The organism is Azospirillum ramasamyi, assembly GCF_003233655.1.
Lineage (GTDB): Bacteria > Pseudomonadota > Alphaproteobacteria > Azospirillales > Azospirillaceae > Azospirillum > Azospirillum ramasamyi.
In genome coordinates this window covers 1,796,353-1,810,671 of sequence record NZ_CP029829.1, presented here as the reverse complement: position 1 = coordinate 1,810,671, position 14,319 = coordinate 1,796,353, and the positions used below count along the sequence as shown (strand labels likewise).

General features: G+C 68.7%; 16 protein-coding genes. 3 read left to right on the top strand and 13 right to left on the bottom strand.

The features are described 5' to 3' along the window. Nucleotides 1-5: 5 nt before the first annotated feature. Together DM194_RS08435 and DM194_RS08430 are read right to left on the bottom strand one after the other, a co-directional pair. Complete coding sequence (locus DM194_RS08435; protein ID WP_111066893.1) at nt 6-317, bottom strand: hypothetical protein; 312 nt, start codon at nt 315-317, stop codon at nt 6-8. Between the two features lie 117 nt (nt 318-434). Continuing rightward, nucleotides 435-1,097 (bottom strand): XRE family transcriptional regulator, encoded by a 663-nt coding sequence (locus DM194_RS08430; protein WP_111066891.1) that lies wholly within the window; start codon nt 1,095-1,097, stop codon nt 435-437. Between the two features lie 93 nt (nt 1,098-1,190). On the opposite strand from DM194_RS08430, the gene DM194_RS08425 reads away from it, so the two are divergent. Further along, nucleotides 1,191-1,391, top strand: coding sequence for a helix-turn-helix domain-containing protein (locus DM194_RS08425; RefSeq protein ID WP_111066889.1), 201 nt, complete (start codon nt 1,191-1,193; stop codon nt 1,389-1,391). A gap of 71 nt (nt 1,392-1,462) precedes the next feature. Here the strand turns inward: DM194_RS08425 and DM194_RS08420 are convergent, their stop codons facing one another. From DM194_RS08420 to DM194_RS08380, 9 genes are all read right to left on the bottom strand, one after another. After that, nucleotides 1,463-2,398 carry a ribose-phosphate pyrophosphokinase gene (locus DM194_RS08420; protein WP_111066886.1) on the bottom strand — a complete coding sequence of 312 codons (936 nt, stop codon included), beginning with the start codon at nt 2,396-2,398 and terminating at the stop codon, nt 1,463-1,465. A gap of 201 nt (nt 2,399-2,599) precedes the next feature. Continuing rightward, nucleotides 2,600-3,367, bottom strand: a complete 768-nt coding sequence (pgeF, locus tag DM194_RS08415; RefSeq protein WP_111066883.1) for a peptidoglycan editing factor PgeF — start codon at nt 3,365-3,367, stop codon at nt 2,600-2,602. 133 nt (nt 3,368-3,500) lie between these two features. Beyond that, a complete protein-coding gene (locus DM194_RS08410) occupies nt 3,501-4,670 on the bottom strand; it encodes a class I SAM-dependent methyltransferase (RefSeq protein WP_111066880.1) in 1,170 nt (389 codons plus the stop codon). A gap of 4 nt (nt 4,671-4,674) precedes the next feature. Further along, nucleotides 4,675-5,496, bottom strand: coding sequence for a prolipoprotein diacylglyceryl transferase (lgt, locus tag DM194_RS08405; RefSeq protein ID WP_111066878.1), 822 nt, complete (start codon nt 5,494-5,496; stop codon nt 4,675-4,677). Nucleotides 5,497-5,507: 11 nt separating this feature from the next. Beyond that, nucleotides 5,508-6,494, bottom strand: coding sequence for an ADP-glyceromanno-heptose 6-epimerase (gene rfaD, locus DM194_RS08400; RefSeq protein ID WP_111066876.1), 987 nt, complete (start codon nt 6,492-6,494; stop codon nt 5,508-5,510). Nucleotides 6,495-6,663: 169 nt separating this feature from the next. Continuing rightward, nucleotides 6,664-8,367 (bottom strand): 2-isopropylmalate synthase, encoded by a 1,704-nt coding sequence (gene leuA, locus DM194_RS08395; protein WP_111066874.1) that lies wholly within the window; start codon nt 8,365-8,367, stop codon nt 6,664-6,666. Between the two features lie 398 nt (nt 8,368-8,765). Continuing rightward, nucleotides 8,766-9,488, bottom strand: coding sequence for an LrgB family protein (locus tag DM194_RS08390; RefSeq protein ID WP_111066872.1), 723 nt, complete (start codon nt 9,486-9,488; stop codon nt 8,766-8,768). Next, nucleotides 9,485-9,865: a CidA/LrgA family protein gene (locus DM194_RS08385; protein WP_111066870.1), complete on the bottom strand. Its 381-nt coding sequence runs from the start codon at nt 9,863-9,865 to the stop codon at nt 9,485-9,487. Before DM194_RS08385 ends, DM194_RS08390 begins: the two co-directional genes overlap by 4 nt. A 123-nt stretch (nt 9,866-9,988) precedes the next feature. Then, nucleotides 9,989-10,438, bottom strand: a complete 450-nt coding sequence (locus tag DM194_RS08380) for a pilus assembly protein TadG-related protein (protein ID WP_111066867.1) — start codon at nt 10,436-10,438, stop codon at nt 9,989-9,991. Nucleotides 10,439-10,815: 377 nt separating this feature from the next. Here DM194_RS08380 and DM194_RS28060 point away from each other — a divergent pair, with 377 nt between their 5' ends. Together DM194_RS28060 and DM194_RS08375 are read left to right on the top strand one after the other, a co-directional pair. Next, nucleotides 10,816-10,992, top strand: coding sequence for a hypothetical protein (locus tag DM194_RS28060; protein WP_162629985.1), 177 nt, complete (start codon nt 10,816-10,818; stop codon nt 10,990-10,992). Between the two features lie 69 nt (nt 10,993-11,061). Further along, a complete protein-coding gene (locus DM194_RS08375) occupies nt 11,062-12,492 on the top strand; it encodes a DNA polymerase III subunit epsilon (protein WP_111066865.1) in 1,431 nt (476 codons plus the stop codon). Here the strand turns inward: DM194_RS08375 and egtB are convergent. Beyond that, nucleotides 12,489-13,826, bottom strand: coding sequence for an ergothioneine biosynthesis protein EgtB (gene egtB, locus DM194_RS08370; RefSeq protein ID WP_111066862.1), 1,338 nt, complete (start codon nt 13,824-13,826; stop codon nt 12,489-12,491). The two genes, DM194_RS08375 and egtB, sit on opposite strands and share 4 nt — an antisense overlap. Nucleotides 13,827-14,049: 223 nt before the next feature. Further along, complete coding sequence (gene rpmG / locus DM194_RS08365; protein ID WP_012974790.1) at nt 14,050-14,217, bottom strand: 50S ribosomal protein L33; 168 nt, start codon at nt 14,215-14,217, stop codon at nt 14,050-14,052. Between the last annotated feature and the right edge of the window lie 102 nt (nt 14,218-14,319).

Genomic DNA, 14,319 nt, shown 5'->3' with positions numbered 1-14,319 from the left:
CGGCGTCAGGCGGCCCGCCTCTGCGGTCGGGCCGCCGCCCCGTTCATGGGTGTTTCCGTAGGTTTCTCCGAACGCGTCTCCAGGCGGCGGTGCGGGAGTCCGTTGACCAGGTCGCTGCGGACGGTGAAATGGGCGATGCTGCGTCCATCCTCCAACTCCTCGCTGGCGATGCGTTCGACCCGCACCTCGACATCCCAGCCGATCTTCGCCCAGGCTTCCCGGATGCGGCGGGCAAGTTCGCGGGCGCCGCGCTCGCTGAAGCCGTCGAGCCGCCCGCCGCACGGGCCGGGATGAAAGCGGGGGTAGGGCTGGGGCATGGCCGTTTCTCCTTGGCTGGGGCGGCGCACCGGGACTGTCCGGTGGTCCGTGCAGCAAGGAATAATCCGAATTGGATTATAAGAGCCAGCGAATACCGATACCGGATCGGTATAGCCTCAGGGCTCCTGCAGGCCGACGACGGTGTGCAGGGTGTCGAGTTCCTCCAGCGGAACGGCGAATTCGCGGTCGGCAGGCCGGTATTCGCGCAGAACGACGGCGTCGGGGCTGCGGCGCACGAACTCCTTCACCAGCACCGCCTTGTTGCGCTTGACCACCACCACCCCGGCGCCCGGCGCCGGCGGCTTGTGCGGGTTGACGTGCAGCAGCTGGGCCGGCCGGAAGCGCGGCATCATCGAATCGCCGACGACATACATGGCATAGGGATCGCGCGCGTTCTTCAGATAGTCGGGTCGGGCGATCCAGTCGATCGGCCCATCCTCCAGGAACATCTCCTGGTCCACGCCGCCGCGCGCCGCCGCCCGCACCGGCATGGACGCGGCCGCCAGGACCGGTTGTGCTCCGGCCGGCGGGGTTCGCAGCAGCGCCGGCATCGCAGGCCGTGCCGGGCGCGCCGTCACAGGGGCGGCCGGCAGGTCGAGGCCGAGCAGCGCCGCCGGCTCCACGCCCAGCGGCTGGGCGAGCTTGACCGCCCAATCGACGGTCATCTTGCGCTGGCCGGTCTCCAGCTTGTTGATCTGGGGCTGGGAGGTGCCGGCCAGCTCGGCCAGCTTCTCCTGGCTCAGCCCGGCGGCTTGCCGCAGTTCGCGCATGGTGGTCATGGACCGTTCATACCAAAACGGCTTTGGAAAGTCCATCGCTTCGGAATAAATCCAGTTGCGGGCAGAAGCCGGCTTGGTCTAAACCATTGCGGCATGACGCTCGATGACTGGCTCACCCGGACCGTAACCAAGGAAGAGGCCTTCGCCGCCCTGATCGGGACGAGTCAGGCCACGGTCAACCGTTACCGCCATGGCCGCCGGGTTCCCCGTCCGGCGGTGATGGCGCGCATCGCCGCCGCGACCGGCGGGCAGGTGACGGCGAACGACTTCCATGGGCTGGCGGGGGAGGGCTGAGGGCATAGCGGGCGCAACAAAAAAGGCCCTTTCCCATCGGGAAAGGGCCTTTTCCGTGAAGCTGCCGCTCGTTACGAGAACAGGCTCGACACCGACCGCTCCTCGCTGATGCGCATGATCGCTTCGGCGAGCAGTGGGGCGATGGTCAGCTGACGGATGTTGCGGGACACGCGGACCGCCTCGGTCGCCTGGATGCTGTCGGTGGTGACCAGCTGTACCAGCGGCGAGACGGCGACGCGGGCGACCGCACCGCCGGACAGGACGCCGTGGGTGCAGAAGGCGTGGACCGACTTGGCGCCGGCTTCCATCAGCGCGACGGCGGCGTTGCACAGCGTGCCGCCCGAGTCGACGATGTCGTCCAGCAGGATGCAGCGGCGGCCGTCGGCGTCGCCGATGATGTTCATCACCTCCGACACGCCGGCGCGCTCGCGCCGCTTGTCGATGATGGCCAGATCGGCGTCCAGGCGCTTGGCCAGCGCGCGGGCGCGGACCACGCCGCCGACGTCCGGCGACACGATGGTGACCTCGCCGATGTTCTCGAAGGACTGGCGGATGTCCTTCTCAAAGACCGGGGCGGCCATCAGGTTGTCGGTGGGGATGTCGAAGAAGCCCTGGATCTGGCCGGCGTGCAGGTCCATCGTCAGCACGCGGTTGGCGCCGGCCTGGGTGATCAGGTTGGCGACCAGCTTGGCCGAGATCGGCGTGCGCGGGCCGGTCTTGCGATCCTGCCGGGCATAGCCGTAATAGGGGATGACCGCCGTGATGCGCCGGGCCGATCCGCGCCGCAGCGCGTCGATCGTCACCAGCAGTTCCATCAGGTTGTCGTTGGCCGGGAACGAGGTCGACTGGACGACGAACACGTCCTCGCCGCGCACGTTCTCCAGGATCTCGACGAAAACCTCCATGTCGGAGAAACGGCGCACGCTCGCTTTCGTCAGCGGCACGCCGAGACAGGTGGAGATCGCCTCGGCCAGCGGACGGTTGCTGTTGCCGGCAAGCACCTTCATCGGGGTCGGCTCTCTTTGCAGGGAAACGGCTCAAGGCACGTCCGCCGCTCGCGCGCCGCCGCCCCTTGAAAACGGGGCGGACCATAACAAAGGGCCGTGCCTATGTAAACGTTCGATGACGGTGGAGGCTTGTCCCATTGGGGAATGCCGATCTGCGCGGGCGGCATGACCGAGGCGCGGCGGCCGCCCGTTCGGGCCGGTTCAGTTCTGCAGGACGATGGCCGAAAGGCCCCGGCCGTAATCCGGTTCACCCCGAAGGCAGGAGCGGCGATAGCTGAAAAAGCGGTCCTCCTCCGCCACCGTGTCGTTGGGGCAGCGCTGGATCACCGTGACGCCGGAGTCACCCAGCCGCCGGGTGACGTAGGCGGCCAGATCGAACAGGAAATGGCCGGGTTTGCGGGCGGGGGCGAAATAGTCGCGGTTGCGCGCATCCTCCTCCTCGAACGGGGCGGGGAATTCCGGCCCCACCTCGTAGGAGCGCTGGGCGATGCAGGGACCGATGCAGGCGACGATCCGGTTCGGCTTGGCGCCCAGCTCCACCATGCGGGCGACGGTCGCCTCGATCACCCCGGCCCGGGCGCCCTTCCAGCCGGCATGGGCCGCGCCGATCACGCGGGCCTTGCTGTCGGCGAACAGCACAGGCGCGCAGTCGGCGGTCAGGATGCCCAGCGCGATCCCCGCCCGCCGCGTGGCCATGGCGTCGGCCTTGGGCGCCGTTTCCGGCGTCCAAGGCTCATCCACCACGACGCAGGTCGGGCTGTGGACCTGATGGCAGGTGACGAGGTTCTCGGGCGCCACCTCCATGCGGGCCGCGGCGCGGGCGCGGTTCTCATGCACCGCCGCCGGTGAGTCGTTGGACCCCAGCCCGCAATTCAGCGAGGCGTACAGCCCGGTGGACACCCCGCCGGCGCGGGTGAAAAAGGCGTGGCGGATATGAGTGATGTCGTTCAGCGCGCCGAGTGTGATCACGAACGCCGTCCTTCCCTGTTCTGTGGCTCCCGCATGCCCGACAGGGCAGGGGGCCGCGATGCACGGTCCGCCCGGTTTCTCGCGATGGCGGGATTGGTGCTCTTGTCTCCGACCGCTGGTCTGCGCCCGGCCGTCAGAAGCCCGCCGGCGGAGAGGCGTCGGTGAAGGCTCCGGGCGTGGCAAGCGCGACCAGCTTGAACAGCCTGCCCATTTGCGCAGGGTCGATCAAGCGCTCCAAAGCACTTTGGATATCCTTGGCCTGGGCCGGGGTAGCCTTGCCCGCCAGGGAAGACGCCCGTTGGTGGATGCCCAATCGGGTCAGCCATTCCCCCTGCTCGACCGGGCCGAACGACCGGGCCCCGCCTTGCCGCGCCGCCGCGGCGATGGCGGCGAAATCGACATGGGCCGTCAGGTCGGCCTCGCCGGGCGCCTCCAGCACCGGGGCGAAGGCGTGGCGGCGCAACGCCTGAAGGGTGTCGCCCACCGCCGGACCCTGGGCATAGCCGTAGTCGATCACCAGAGCGGCGCCGGGGGCCGCGGCCAGCCGGGCACCGATAAGCCGCGCCACCGCCTGCGAAGCGGGAGAGACCTCGACCACGCTGCCGTCGGGCGCGTCGCGGAGCGGGTCGGGCACCAGCCTGCTGCCGGAACTGCCGAACGCCTCCAGCACGAAGCGGAAGCGCGGATCGGATTCGGTGCTGTCCGGCGCCAGATCGACCAGCCGCTCGAACCAGCCATGGTTCGTCTTCTGCACCTGACGGATCGGCAGGGCGTCGAAGAATTCGTTGGCGATCAGGATGGTCGGGCCGTCCGGCACATCCTCCAGCCGGTCGTGCCACTGGATGGCGTCGCCCAGAATGGGCTGCAGCGTCCGGTGCTGGCGCTCGCGCAGGGCCGGGCTGGTCTCCACCAGATGGACGATGGCGTTGTCGCGGAACAGCGGGAGCACGGCGGCGGCCCGCACTGCGTCTGCCATCAGCGTGCCGCGGCCGGGACCGAGCTCCACCAGATGGAAGGGGCCGGGACCGCCCAGCCGCGCCCAGCTGTCGACACACCACAGGCCGACCAGCTCGCCGAACATCTGGCTGATCTCCGGCGCGGTGGTGAAGTCGCCGCCGCTGCCGAACGGGTCCTGGCGGATGTAATAGCCAAGGCGCGGGTGGCCCAGAGCCTCCGCCATGAAGGCGCCGACGCTGATCGGGCCGTCCATCAGGATGCGGCGGGCCAGCAGCCGGGCCAGCGTCTCCTCCCCGGCCTTCTCCGCACCAGCGTTCCGGGCCTCCGGGCTCTCGTCCTCCGCCATGGCGTCAGGCCGGCAGCGGGTGGCGCCGGCCGCGCAGGACCAGCCACAGGCCGACCGCGACCATCGGCAGCGACAGCAGCTGTCCCATCGTGGCGCCCACGAACAGGAAGCCCAGCTGCGGGTCGGGCTCGCGGAAGAACTCCACGATAATGCGCGACAGGCCGTAGCCGATCAGGAACAGCCCGCCGACCGTGCCCGGCCGGTGGCGCAGCTTCGGATTGCGGATGGCGATGGCGAGCAGCACGAACAGCACCAGCCCCTCCAGCACCGCCTCGTAAAGCTGGCTGGGGTGGCGCGGCACCTGAAGCGGATCGCGCGGGAACACCATGGCATAGGCGAAGTCGGGCGCCGCCCGGCCATACAGCTCGCCGTTGATGAAGTTGGCGATGCGGCCGAAGAACAGCCCGATCGGCGTGCAGGCGGCGATGATGTCGCCGAAGACGAAGGGGGAGATGCCGCGGCGCCAGCAGAACAGCCCGATGGCCGTCAGCACGCCGATCATGCCGCCATGGAAGGACATGCCGCCGTGCCACACCTGCAGCGCGTCCAGCGGGTGTTCCAGATAATAGGGCAGGTTGTAGAACAGCACATAGCCCAGCCGCCCGCCCAGGATGGTGCCGATCACCGCCCAGGTCAGGAAGTCGTCGAAATCCTCCGGCTTCGGCCGCCGGTCCGGGTCGAGCCGCGCCAGCCCCAGGCAATAGCGCCAGCCCAGCACGAAGCCCGCCAGATAGGCCAGCGCGTACCAGCGGATGACGACGGGGCCGACGGCGAAGGCGACCGGATCGATGGTGGGAAAGGCGACGACGGGCAGGGCGGCGAACATGGGAGCTCCGGTCAGCGGTACGGGTCGGGCTGCGACAGGAAATCCTGCACATAGCGCCGGACACCCTCTTCCAGCTCGGTGAAGGGCTGGTCGAACCCGGCGGCGCGCAGGCGATCCGTCGTCGCCTGCGTGAAATATTGGTATTTGCCGCGCAGATGCTCGGGCATGTCGAAGTACTCAATCCGGGGGGGCAGCCCCAGCGCGGCGAAGGTGGCCAGCGCGAGATCCTTGAAGCTGCGCGCCTTGCCGGTGCCGACGTTGAACAGGCCGCCGACCTCGGGATGGTCGTACAGCCACAGCATCACCGCGACGCAATCGTCGACGTAAATGAAGTCGCGCAGCTGGCCGCCGTCCTCGAAGCCGTCCTTGTGCGACTTGAACAGGCGCGCCGGCTGGCCGGACGTCAGCTGCGGATACAGCTTGGCGACCACGCTCATCATGTCGCCCTTGTGGGCCTCGTTGGGTCCGTAGACGTTGAAGAACTTCAGCCCGGCCCATTGCGGCGGCAAGAGGTCGCCGGTGGCGACGGCACGGGCGACGCGGCGGTCGACCAGATGCTTGGACCAGCCATAGGCGTTCAGCGGACGCAGCCGCGCCAGCCCCTCGCAGGATCCGTCATCGTCGAACCCGGCGGACCCGTCGCCGTAGGTGGCGGCGGAGGAGGCGTAGATCAGCCGGCAGCCGCGCCAGGAACACCAGCGCCACAGGTCGAGCGTCAGCGCGACGTTGTTGGCCACGATCTTGTCGACGTCGCGTTCGGTGGTGGCGGAGATGGCGCCGAGATGGAAGACGGTGTCGATCTCGGCCGCATGCTGGTCGAGGAAGGCCATCGTCTGTTCGGGCGGCACCAGCGTCGCGACCTCGCGCTTGGCGAGGTTCTGCCACTTCTCGCCGTCGCGGAAGCGGTCGATGACCGCCACGTCGGTGATGCCGCGCGCGGCCAGCGCCGCGACAAGGTTGGACCCGATGAAGCCGGCCCCGCCGGTGACCACGATCATAGCGCTGCCCGCTGTTGCTCGACGCGTTTCGTGGGGACTTATAGGCGGGCGGGGCGGTGGGGGCAAGGTTGGGGGAGTTCAGGCGGGCGATGCCCCCTCCCTGACCCTCCCCCGCTCTCGCGGGGGAGGGCTGAGAGCGGGGAGGCTAGCTGGGGGTCGAAGCCGAACCTTACCGCGCCGCCCGGTTTGCGGCGCTCACCAGCGCCCGCAGCGAGGCGGTCACGATGTCGGCGTCGATGCCCACGCCGAACAGCGTCTTGTCGCCGGTCTTCACCTCGACATAGGCGCAGGCCTGGGCGTCCTCGCCGGAGCCGATGGCGTGCTCGCGGTAGTCGACCACGTGCAGGTCGGTGTCGCAGCCCTGGCGCAGGGCGTCCAGGAAGGCGTCGATCGGGCCGTTGCCCTTGCCCTTGGTGGTGATGATCTCGCCGTTGCGGCGCATCACCACGCTCATGGCGCGGGCGCCGGAGTTCGGGCCGCGCGGCTCGGTCGAATGCTCGACCAGTTCCAGCGGGCTGTCGGCGCCCAGATATTCGGCCTGGAAGGCGGCATGGATGTCGGCGGGCGACAGTTCCTTGCCGGTCTCGTCGGCGACGCGCTGGACGACCTTGGAGAATTCGATCTGCAGGCGGCGCGGGATCTGCAGGCCGTAGTCCTTCTCCAGCACATAGGCGATGCCGCCCTTGCCGGACTGGCTGTTGATGCGGATCACCGCCTCATAGCTGCGGCCCAGATCCTGCGGGTCGATGGGCAGGTACGGAACCTCCCACTTGCCGGTGTTGGACTTGGACAGCGCCTTCAGCCCCTTGTTGATGGCGTCCTGGTGCGAGCCCGAGAAGGCGGTGAACACCAGTTCGCCGGCATAGGGATGGCGCGGATGGACCGGCAGCTGCGTGCAGTACTCGGAGATGCGGACGATCTCGTTGATGTCGTCGATGTTCAGTTCCGGATCGACGCCCTGGGTGAACATGTTCAGCGCCAGCGTGACGACGTCGACGTTGCCGGTGCGCTCGCCGTTGCCGAACAGGGTGCCTTCGACGCGGTCGGCGCCGGCCAGCAAGCCCATCTCCGCCGCGGCGACGCCGGTGCCCCGGTCGTTGTGCGGGTGCAGCGAGATGATCGCCGATTCGCGGTTCTTCAGGGTGCGGCAGAACCACTCGATCTGGTCGGCATGCACGTTGGGCATCGACATCTCGACCGTGGCCGGCAGGTTCAGGATGACCTTGTTGGCGGGGGTGGCGCCCCAGGTCTCCATCACCGCCTCGCAGATCTCGACCGCGAAGTCCAGCTCGGTGCCGGTGAAGCTCTCCGGCGAGTATTGCAGGACGATCTCGGTCTCCGGCGTCTCGGCGGCCAGCTGCTTGACCAGCTTAACGCCGGCGACGGCAATGTCGATGATGCCCTGGCGGTCCAGCCCGAACACCACGCGGCGCTGCAGTTCCGAGGTGGAGTTGTACAGGTGGACGATGGCGCGCTTGGCGCCCTTGATGCCGTCGAAGGTGCGGCGGATCAGTTCCTCACGCGACTGGGTCAGCACCTGGATGGTGACGCCGTCGGGGATCTTGCCCTGCTCGATGACCTCGCGGCAGAAGTCGAAATCGGTCTGCGACGCGGCCGGGAAGCCGACCTCGATCTCCTTGAAGCCCATGCGCAGCAGCAGGTCGAACATCGCGCGCTTGCGGTCCGGACCCATCGGCTCGATCAGCGCCTGGTTGCCGTCGCGCAGGTCGACCGAGCACCACATCGGCGCCTTGTCCAGGGTGCGCGACGGCCATTGGCGGTCGGTCAGCTTCACCTGGGGGAAGGGGGCGTATTTCGACGGGGACTTCGGCAGGGTCGGGATGCCAGCGTTCGTTTGGGTCGCGGTGCTCATGACGTCGTTCGGCTCCAGTGGCGGCCCCGGATCAGGTCTTCTGTGCGGCCGGGGCGGCGGATCGGATTTTGAAAGGCGGAGGGACCGGCGAGGGGTACGGCCGCAGAGCCGCCGGACGTGGCTCAGCGACCGTCGGTAAGTCGCAGTCCCGGCCCCGGCCGGGCGACGCCGCTTTCGGCGCCTTTGCAAACATCGCTCATGGAACAGACACTTCGACCGATGGAAATGGTGTGCGAACGCGACAAACCCGGACGCTTAAAGCGCCGGGCCGAGAAGTCGAAGAAGGGCGTTCTTGCGGTCGATGCAGGTCATAGGGCGCACTCTGCGCAGGTGCGGCAACGCTGTCAAGCCCGGAGTGGCGGGAAACGGACTGCGGGATACGCAAACCATAGCCCCGCTCATCCCCAGATCAGCTGATACAGAGTCGGCAGCAGCAGCGCCGTCGCCAGCCCGTTCAACCCCATGCCCAGTCCGGCGAAGGCGCCAGCCACTTCGTTGACCTGCAGGGCGCGGGCCGTGCCGATGCCGTGCGCCGCCACCCCCATGCCGAATCCGCGGGCGCGCCAGTCCTTCACCCGCACGAGGTTCAGAACCCAGGTGCCGAGGCTGGCGGCGACGATGCCGGTGATGATGACGAACACCGCGGTCAGCGACGGCAGGCCGCCGATCTGCTCCGACACGCCCATGGCGATGGGGGAGGTGACGGATTTGGGCGCCATCGACAGGATCGTCGCCGCCGAACCGCCGAAGGCCCAGACCAGCGTCACCGCGCTCAGCGCCGAAGCGGTCGAACCCACCAGAAGCGCCACGACCAGCGCCAGGGCCGAGCGGCGGACCTCCTGGAACTGGTTGTAGAGCGGAACGGCCAGGGCCACGGTGGCCGGACCCAGCAGGAAATGGACGAACTGCGCACCGTCGAAATAGGTGCGGTAATCGATGCCCGACAGGCTCAGCACCCCGGCGATCAGCAGGACCGCGATCAGCACCGGGTTCAGGATCGGGCGCCGGCCCAACTTCTCGAACAGCCAAAGCCCGCACTGGTAGGCGACCAGGGTCAGGGTCAGCCCGGCCAGCGGGCTGGCCGACAGATAGACCCAGATCTGATGAAGGTCGTCGCTCATGCCCGGTCGCCCTTCGCGGGCTCATCCACCAGCCGCGGATCGGTGCGGCTCAGCAGGAAGGCCATCAGCTTCGCCGTCACGGCGATGCCGATCAGGGTGCTGCCGAACAGCGCGATCACGATGGGCAGCGCTTCCGTCTCAAGGCGGGTGGCATGGACCATCACGCCGACGCCGGCCGGCACGAACAGCAGCGACAGATGCCGCAGCAGGCCGCCGGCCGTTTCCTGCAACGGGGCCGGCACCCGGCCGCGCAGCAGAAGGCCGGCGAACAGCAGCAGCATGCCCAGCACCGGGCCGGGGATCGGCAGATGCAGCAGGCGGGCGGCCAGTTCGCCCGTCAATTGGCAGACCAGCAGAAGCGTCAGGGTTCCGAGCATCGCGGACTCCGGAGGAAGGGGCGCTGTCCGTCCTTCTACCGCAGTGGCGAAGCCGGCGGGCTGCATTCCGCGAATGCGAGCGTCGCGAATCGGCGATGTGGCGGCTTGGCCGCCGAGGGGGCCTTACTGAAGCCTGCCGCGGGAATGGTTGCCGCGGTGGACGACGGATTGCGCCTGCACCGTCACTTCCTTCTTGCCGAACAGGCGCAGGAAGATGGCGTTGACGGTGGCGTGGGCGCTGACCGTCAGTGTACCGGCCGCCGCGTCCTCCGCGATCGTCAGGGGCGACAGGTCCGCTCCCAGGAAACCTCTTGGATAGGCGTTGTCGAAGAAGCTGCGGATGTGCCCGTCGCGCTGCGAGTCGAACATCACCCGCCCGCCGGCCAAGGCCGCGGCATCGACCGCGTGCGACAGCCGTGCCTCCACCGCAAAGCTGCGCAGGGCGTCGAGGGTGCAGCCGGCACCGAGCACCGTCGGAATGGCAAGGATCAGACCAACCACCAGTAGCAGGTGGCGACCCGTCCGCCGGTCTTCGTGCCCGCCATAGGGCAGGGGACGATAGACCAAAGTCATTGCCGGCCTCCCAAGGAATTGCCTATGCGGAAAGGAGTGTTGTCGCTGGATGAGCTACTCTTAGCATTATCCGGCAAGCAGGCAAACCAGGAAATGCAACAGAGCGATAGCAAAAGTTCGGCTTGGAGTTGCCATGTATTTTACGCAAAGGCGGTAATCCGTGTTTGCGCACATCGCAACAAAGGGTAGCTCGTTTGATGTATGGCGAAAAGCGTGGACTCAACTTTTGAGATCGCCCGTGAAACGCGATCCGTTTGTGTCAAAAGCAAGACAAACCGTTTGGTTCCCGCGTCGTTAAGAAATCGTTGACCATTTTCTCCGGTAGGCTGGCGCCGCTCGTCGATTCCACATTTTCTTCCTGCCGGAGCCAGTCTGCGATGCCGCCGTTCCGTCCGTTCTTCCGCAGCCGAGCGAATCGTTCCTTCCTTGACCATGCGCTGGCCGTGGCGGTTGTGGCGCTGCTGATGCTCGGCCTGTCGGGCGAGGTCAGGGACGCCCTCGCCGACCTTATGGTGCAGGTGGAGGACGCAAGGGCCGCGCTGCTGGCGCGCTGAACACGTGCGTCGCTTCTCCGTTTCCCTTCCGCCCGCTAGAGTGGGGCATAACGAGGGGGAGGCGGCCCGATGAGGGGCGGCGTTTGGCGCGTGGCGATGCTGGGGCTGGCGGTGGCGGCGGCCACGCTGGTCTTTCTGGGCGTGGAGATCACGCAGCTGGCGGCGGAGGACCGGACCGCCTTCACGCGCGGCCTGACGATCTGCGGGATCGGCCTGTTGGCGGTTTGGTTCGTCTTCTCCCGCCTTGCCCGCCATTTCAGCGACCTGGAACGTCTGGCGGACCGTCTGACCGGCGGGCGCAACCGCATCGACCTCGAACCCTGGTCGGGCGGGCGCGGCGGCGAGGTCGGGCGCTTGGCCGAGGCCGCCGCGGGGCTGGTCCGGGGCGGGGAGCCGCCGGGGGGCGACGGGCCGTTGACGGATGGTCCATTGGGGCGCGGGCCGCTGGGCGGCGGACGCATGGACCGGGCGGTCCGCGCGGCGCTGCTCCTCACCGACGACCCGTTACTGATCGTCGACGAACTGGGGCGGGTGGAGCGGCTCAATCCCGCCGCCGCCCGGCTGTTGGAAATCGAGGAGGGCGCCGACATCGGCAAGGCCCTGATGCGCGACGATCTGGCCCGCGCCATCGAACGGGCGCGCGGCGGCGGGGCGCCCGTCTCCGCGGTGCTGCGCCGGACGGAGGAGGGCGAACTGTCCGCAAGGCTCGTCGATCTCGGCCTTAACTCCGGGGTGATGCTGTCCTTCCCCGCCCGCGGCATGGCCAATGGGGCCGGATTGACCGGCAAGCGAGCGCTCACTCTCCGACCGGCCCATCCCGCCGCCCCCTTGGGGGACGACGAACCGCTGGCCGCGCTGCCCTTTGTCGCGCTGTGGGTGGCGACGGCGGGGGGGGAGCCGCACGGCGGTCCGGTCATCGCGGTCGGCACGATCCGACTGGTGGGAACGCGCATCTTCCGGACGGTGTCGCTCGCCCTTCTGATCGACCCCATCGATCCGGTGTCGGATGAGGCGGCCGCCCGTCACGGCATCGGCACCGCCATGGTGGCGGGCGAGCGTCCCTTCGCCGCGGTCTGGCCGGCGATCCAGGATGCCCTGCACAACTGCATCGCCGTCGGCGTCGGCATCGATCAGGCGCTCGCCGCACTGGCGCGGTCCGCCGCGCTGGCGGGCATCGCCGAACCCGCCCTGCCGCAGGGGCTGGACCTCGGCGCGCTGGCGGCGGCGCTTGATCCGGAGCTGGCCGGCGCGTCCCCCGAGCGGCTGGCCAGCGCCTTCGGCCTGCCACGCCGCCCGCGCAACGGTCCGCAGGGAGAGGCGCTGGCCGTGGCGGAGCTGGCGGCTGCGCTGTTCACCCGCCTGACCGAACGCGGTGTCCTGACCCAAGGGCAGGCGCGGGCGCTGGTGGCCGGTCGCGCCGTAGTGGATGCAGCAGCAAGGGCGGATGCGGCGGGGACCGATGCAGCGGGGCCTCCGGCGAATCCTGAACCGCAGGCCTAATTCACGTCCTCGGCCAGCCGGAAGCCGCTGACCGACAGGCGGGTCTCCGGTCGCAGGCAATGCCGCGTCCACGGGCCGGCGTGGTCGAAGGGGGTCAGGCAGCTGCCGCCGCGCAGCACCATGCGGTTGAGGGCGAGCCGGCCGTTGACCGCCTCGTCCGGGCCGCCGGAACGGCGATAGCCGGGATAGGTGACGAAGGGGTCGGCGGTCCATTCCCACACGTCGCCGCACATCTGCCAGGGGCCGGTGCCGTGACAGGTGCCGCTGCGGGGGTGGCGATGGCCGGTGCCCAGCAGGTTGCCGATGCTGTCGCAGCCGGCGGCGACCGTCTCCCATTCGGCTTCGCGCGGAAGGCGCTTGCCGGCCCAGCGGGCATAGGCGTCGGCCTCGTACCAGCTGACATGGCAGACCGGCTCGTCCGGGGCGAGCGGCTGCATGCCGTAGAGGGTGAAGACCCGCCAGCCGGAAACGCCTTTCCGGTCCCCGCCCTGCCCGTCGCTTCCGCGCTCCCAATAGAGCGGGGCGCTCCAGCCCTCCGCCCGTGCGATCTCCCACCCTTCGGACAGCCAGAGCGAGCGGTCGCTGTAGCCGCCGGCCTCGATGAAGGCCAGGAACTCGCCACAGGTGACCGGGCGGGCGGCCAGACGATAGGGCTCCAGCCAGACGCGGTGGCGCGGCGCCTCATGGCCGAATCCGGGCAGCGGGGCGGAGCGGCCGACCTCCACCAGCCCGCCGGGCTGCTCCACCCAGCCGTCGGGCGGCGCTCCGGGATACGGATGGTCCGGGGCCGGCTCATAAGCCGGGCGCAGCGGGTTGGACCACAGGGCGTGCTTGATGTGCAGGAGCATGCGCTCCTGGTGGCGGCGTTCGTGGGCGATGGCCGTCGCCAGCGCCGCTTCGACCGCGTCCCACAGCCCATCGTCGACCTGTTCGATCAGATGCAGCACCGCGGCGTTGATCTGGTCGCGATGGCGCATGATCTCGGCGACGCTCGGGCGGGACAGCACGCGGGGCGGAGCGGGGGATCGCTCACCCTGCGGGGCGAACAGGTCGAGGAAGACGGGATCGCAGGGGCGGTAGCCCGGGCTGAAGGGCATCAGCACCGCCACCTCGAACAGCCGGCTGGTGTGGGCGAGGTGCCATTTCGCCGGGGCGCCGTCGGGGACGGTCTGGACCATCAGGTCTTCAGGCGTGAGGTTGGCGACCAGTTCAGCCGTGCGGGCGCGCGTTTTCTGGAAGCGTGTCGCGAGAGCCTGCCGCCGATCGTCCTCCGGCACGGTCGCACCGGGGTCGGCAAGCGGGCCTGCGGACGGGATATGATGCGTGTCGGGCATGATCGCTCCCTCCGGAGTCGGTTACCGTCCGAAGAGTGTCCGCCCAAAGCGCGGCATTTGGAATACATGCATCCGAGGGGTGGCAGTCGCCGCAAATAGCGGCAGCGACCGGATGCCGCACCGGCCCCGGTGCGGAAAGTGCGTAACCGTGAAGCCAAAACGAAAAGGCCGCCCGGAAAGGCGGCCTTGTTCATTCGAAGCACAGCTCAGTGTCGGTCAAGACTTACTTGATCTTGGCTTCCTTGAACTCGACGTGCTTGCGCGCCACCGGGTCGTACTTGCGGAACGACAGCTTCTCGGTGGTCTTCTTCGGGTTCTTCTTCTTGACGTAGAAGAAACCGGTGTCAGCCGTGCTCACCAGCTTGATGAGGACGGTGTTCTGCTTGGCCATGATCTCGATCCCGACAAAAAATCCGTGCCCCGCCGGCCCGGCGGGGCGGCGTCGTAGCGGCGGAAAATACCGTCTGACGCCGCAATGTCAAGCCCTATGGAC

Coding starts and splice junctions, on each gene's coding strand:
- DM194_RS08435 (WP_111066893.1), bottom strand. CDS start 317: ATGCCCCAGCCCTACCCCCGCTTTCATCCCGGCCCGTGCGGCGGGCGG.
- DM194_RS08430 (WP_111066891.1), bottom strand. CDS start 1,097: ATGACCACCATGCGCGAACTGCGGCAAGCCGCCGGGCTGAGCCAGGAG.
- DM194_RS08425 (WP_111066889.1), top strand. CDS start 1,191: ATGACGCTCGATGACTGGCTCACCCGGACCGTAACCAAGGAAGAGGCC.
- DM194_RS08420 (WP_111066886.1), bottom strand. CDS start 2,398: ATGAAGGTGCTTGCCGGCAACAGCAACCGTCCGCTGGCCGAGGCGATC.
- DM194_RS08410 (WP_111066880.1), bottom strand. CDS start 4,670: ATGGCGGAGGACGAGAGCCCGGAGGCCCGGAACGCTGGTGCGGAGAAG.
- lgt (WP_111066878.1), bottom strand. CDS start 5,496: ATGTTCGCCGCCCTGCCCGTCGTCGCCTTTCCCACCATCGATCCGGTC.
- rfaD (WP_111066876.1), bottom strand. CDS start 6,494: ATGATCGTGGTCACCGGCGGGGCCGGCTTCATCGGGTCCAACCTTGTC.
- leuA (WP_111066874.1), bottom strand. CDS start 8,367: ATGAGCACCGCGACCCAAACGAACGCTGGCATCCCGACCCTGCCGAAG.
- DM194_RS08390 (WP_111066872.1), bottom strand. CDS start 9,488: ATGAGCGACGACCTTCATCAGATCTGGGTCTATCTGTCGGCCAGCCCG.
- DM194_RS08385 (WP_111066870.1), bottom strand. CDS start 9,865: ATGCTCGGAACCCTGACGCTTCTGCTGGTCTGCCAATTGACGGGCGAA.
- DM194_RS08380 (WP_111066867.1), bottom strand. CDS start 10,438: ATGACTTTGGTCTATCGTCCCCTGCCCTATGGCGGGCACGAAGACCGG.
- DM194_RS28060 (WP_162629985.1), top strand. CDS start 10,816: ATGCCGCCGTTCCGTCCGTTCTTCCGCAGCCGAGCGAATCGTTCCTTC.
- DM194_RS08375 (WP_111066865.1), top strand. CDS start 11,062: ATGAGGGGCGGCGTTTGGCGCGTGGCGATGCTGGGGCTGGCGGTGGCG.
- egtB (WP_111066862.1), bottom strand. CDS start 13,826: ATGCCCGACACGCATCATATCCCGTCCGCAGGCCCGCTTGCCGACCCC.
- rpmG (WP_012974790.1), bottom strand. CDS start 14,217: ATGGCCAAGCAGAACACCGTCCTCATCAAGCTGGTGAGCACGGCTGAC.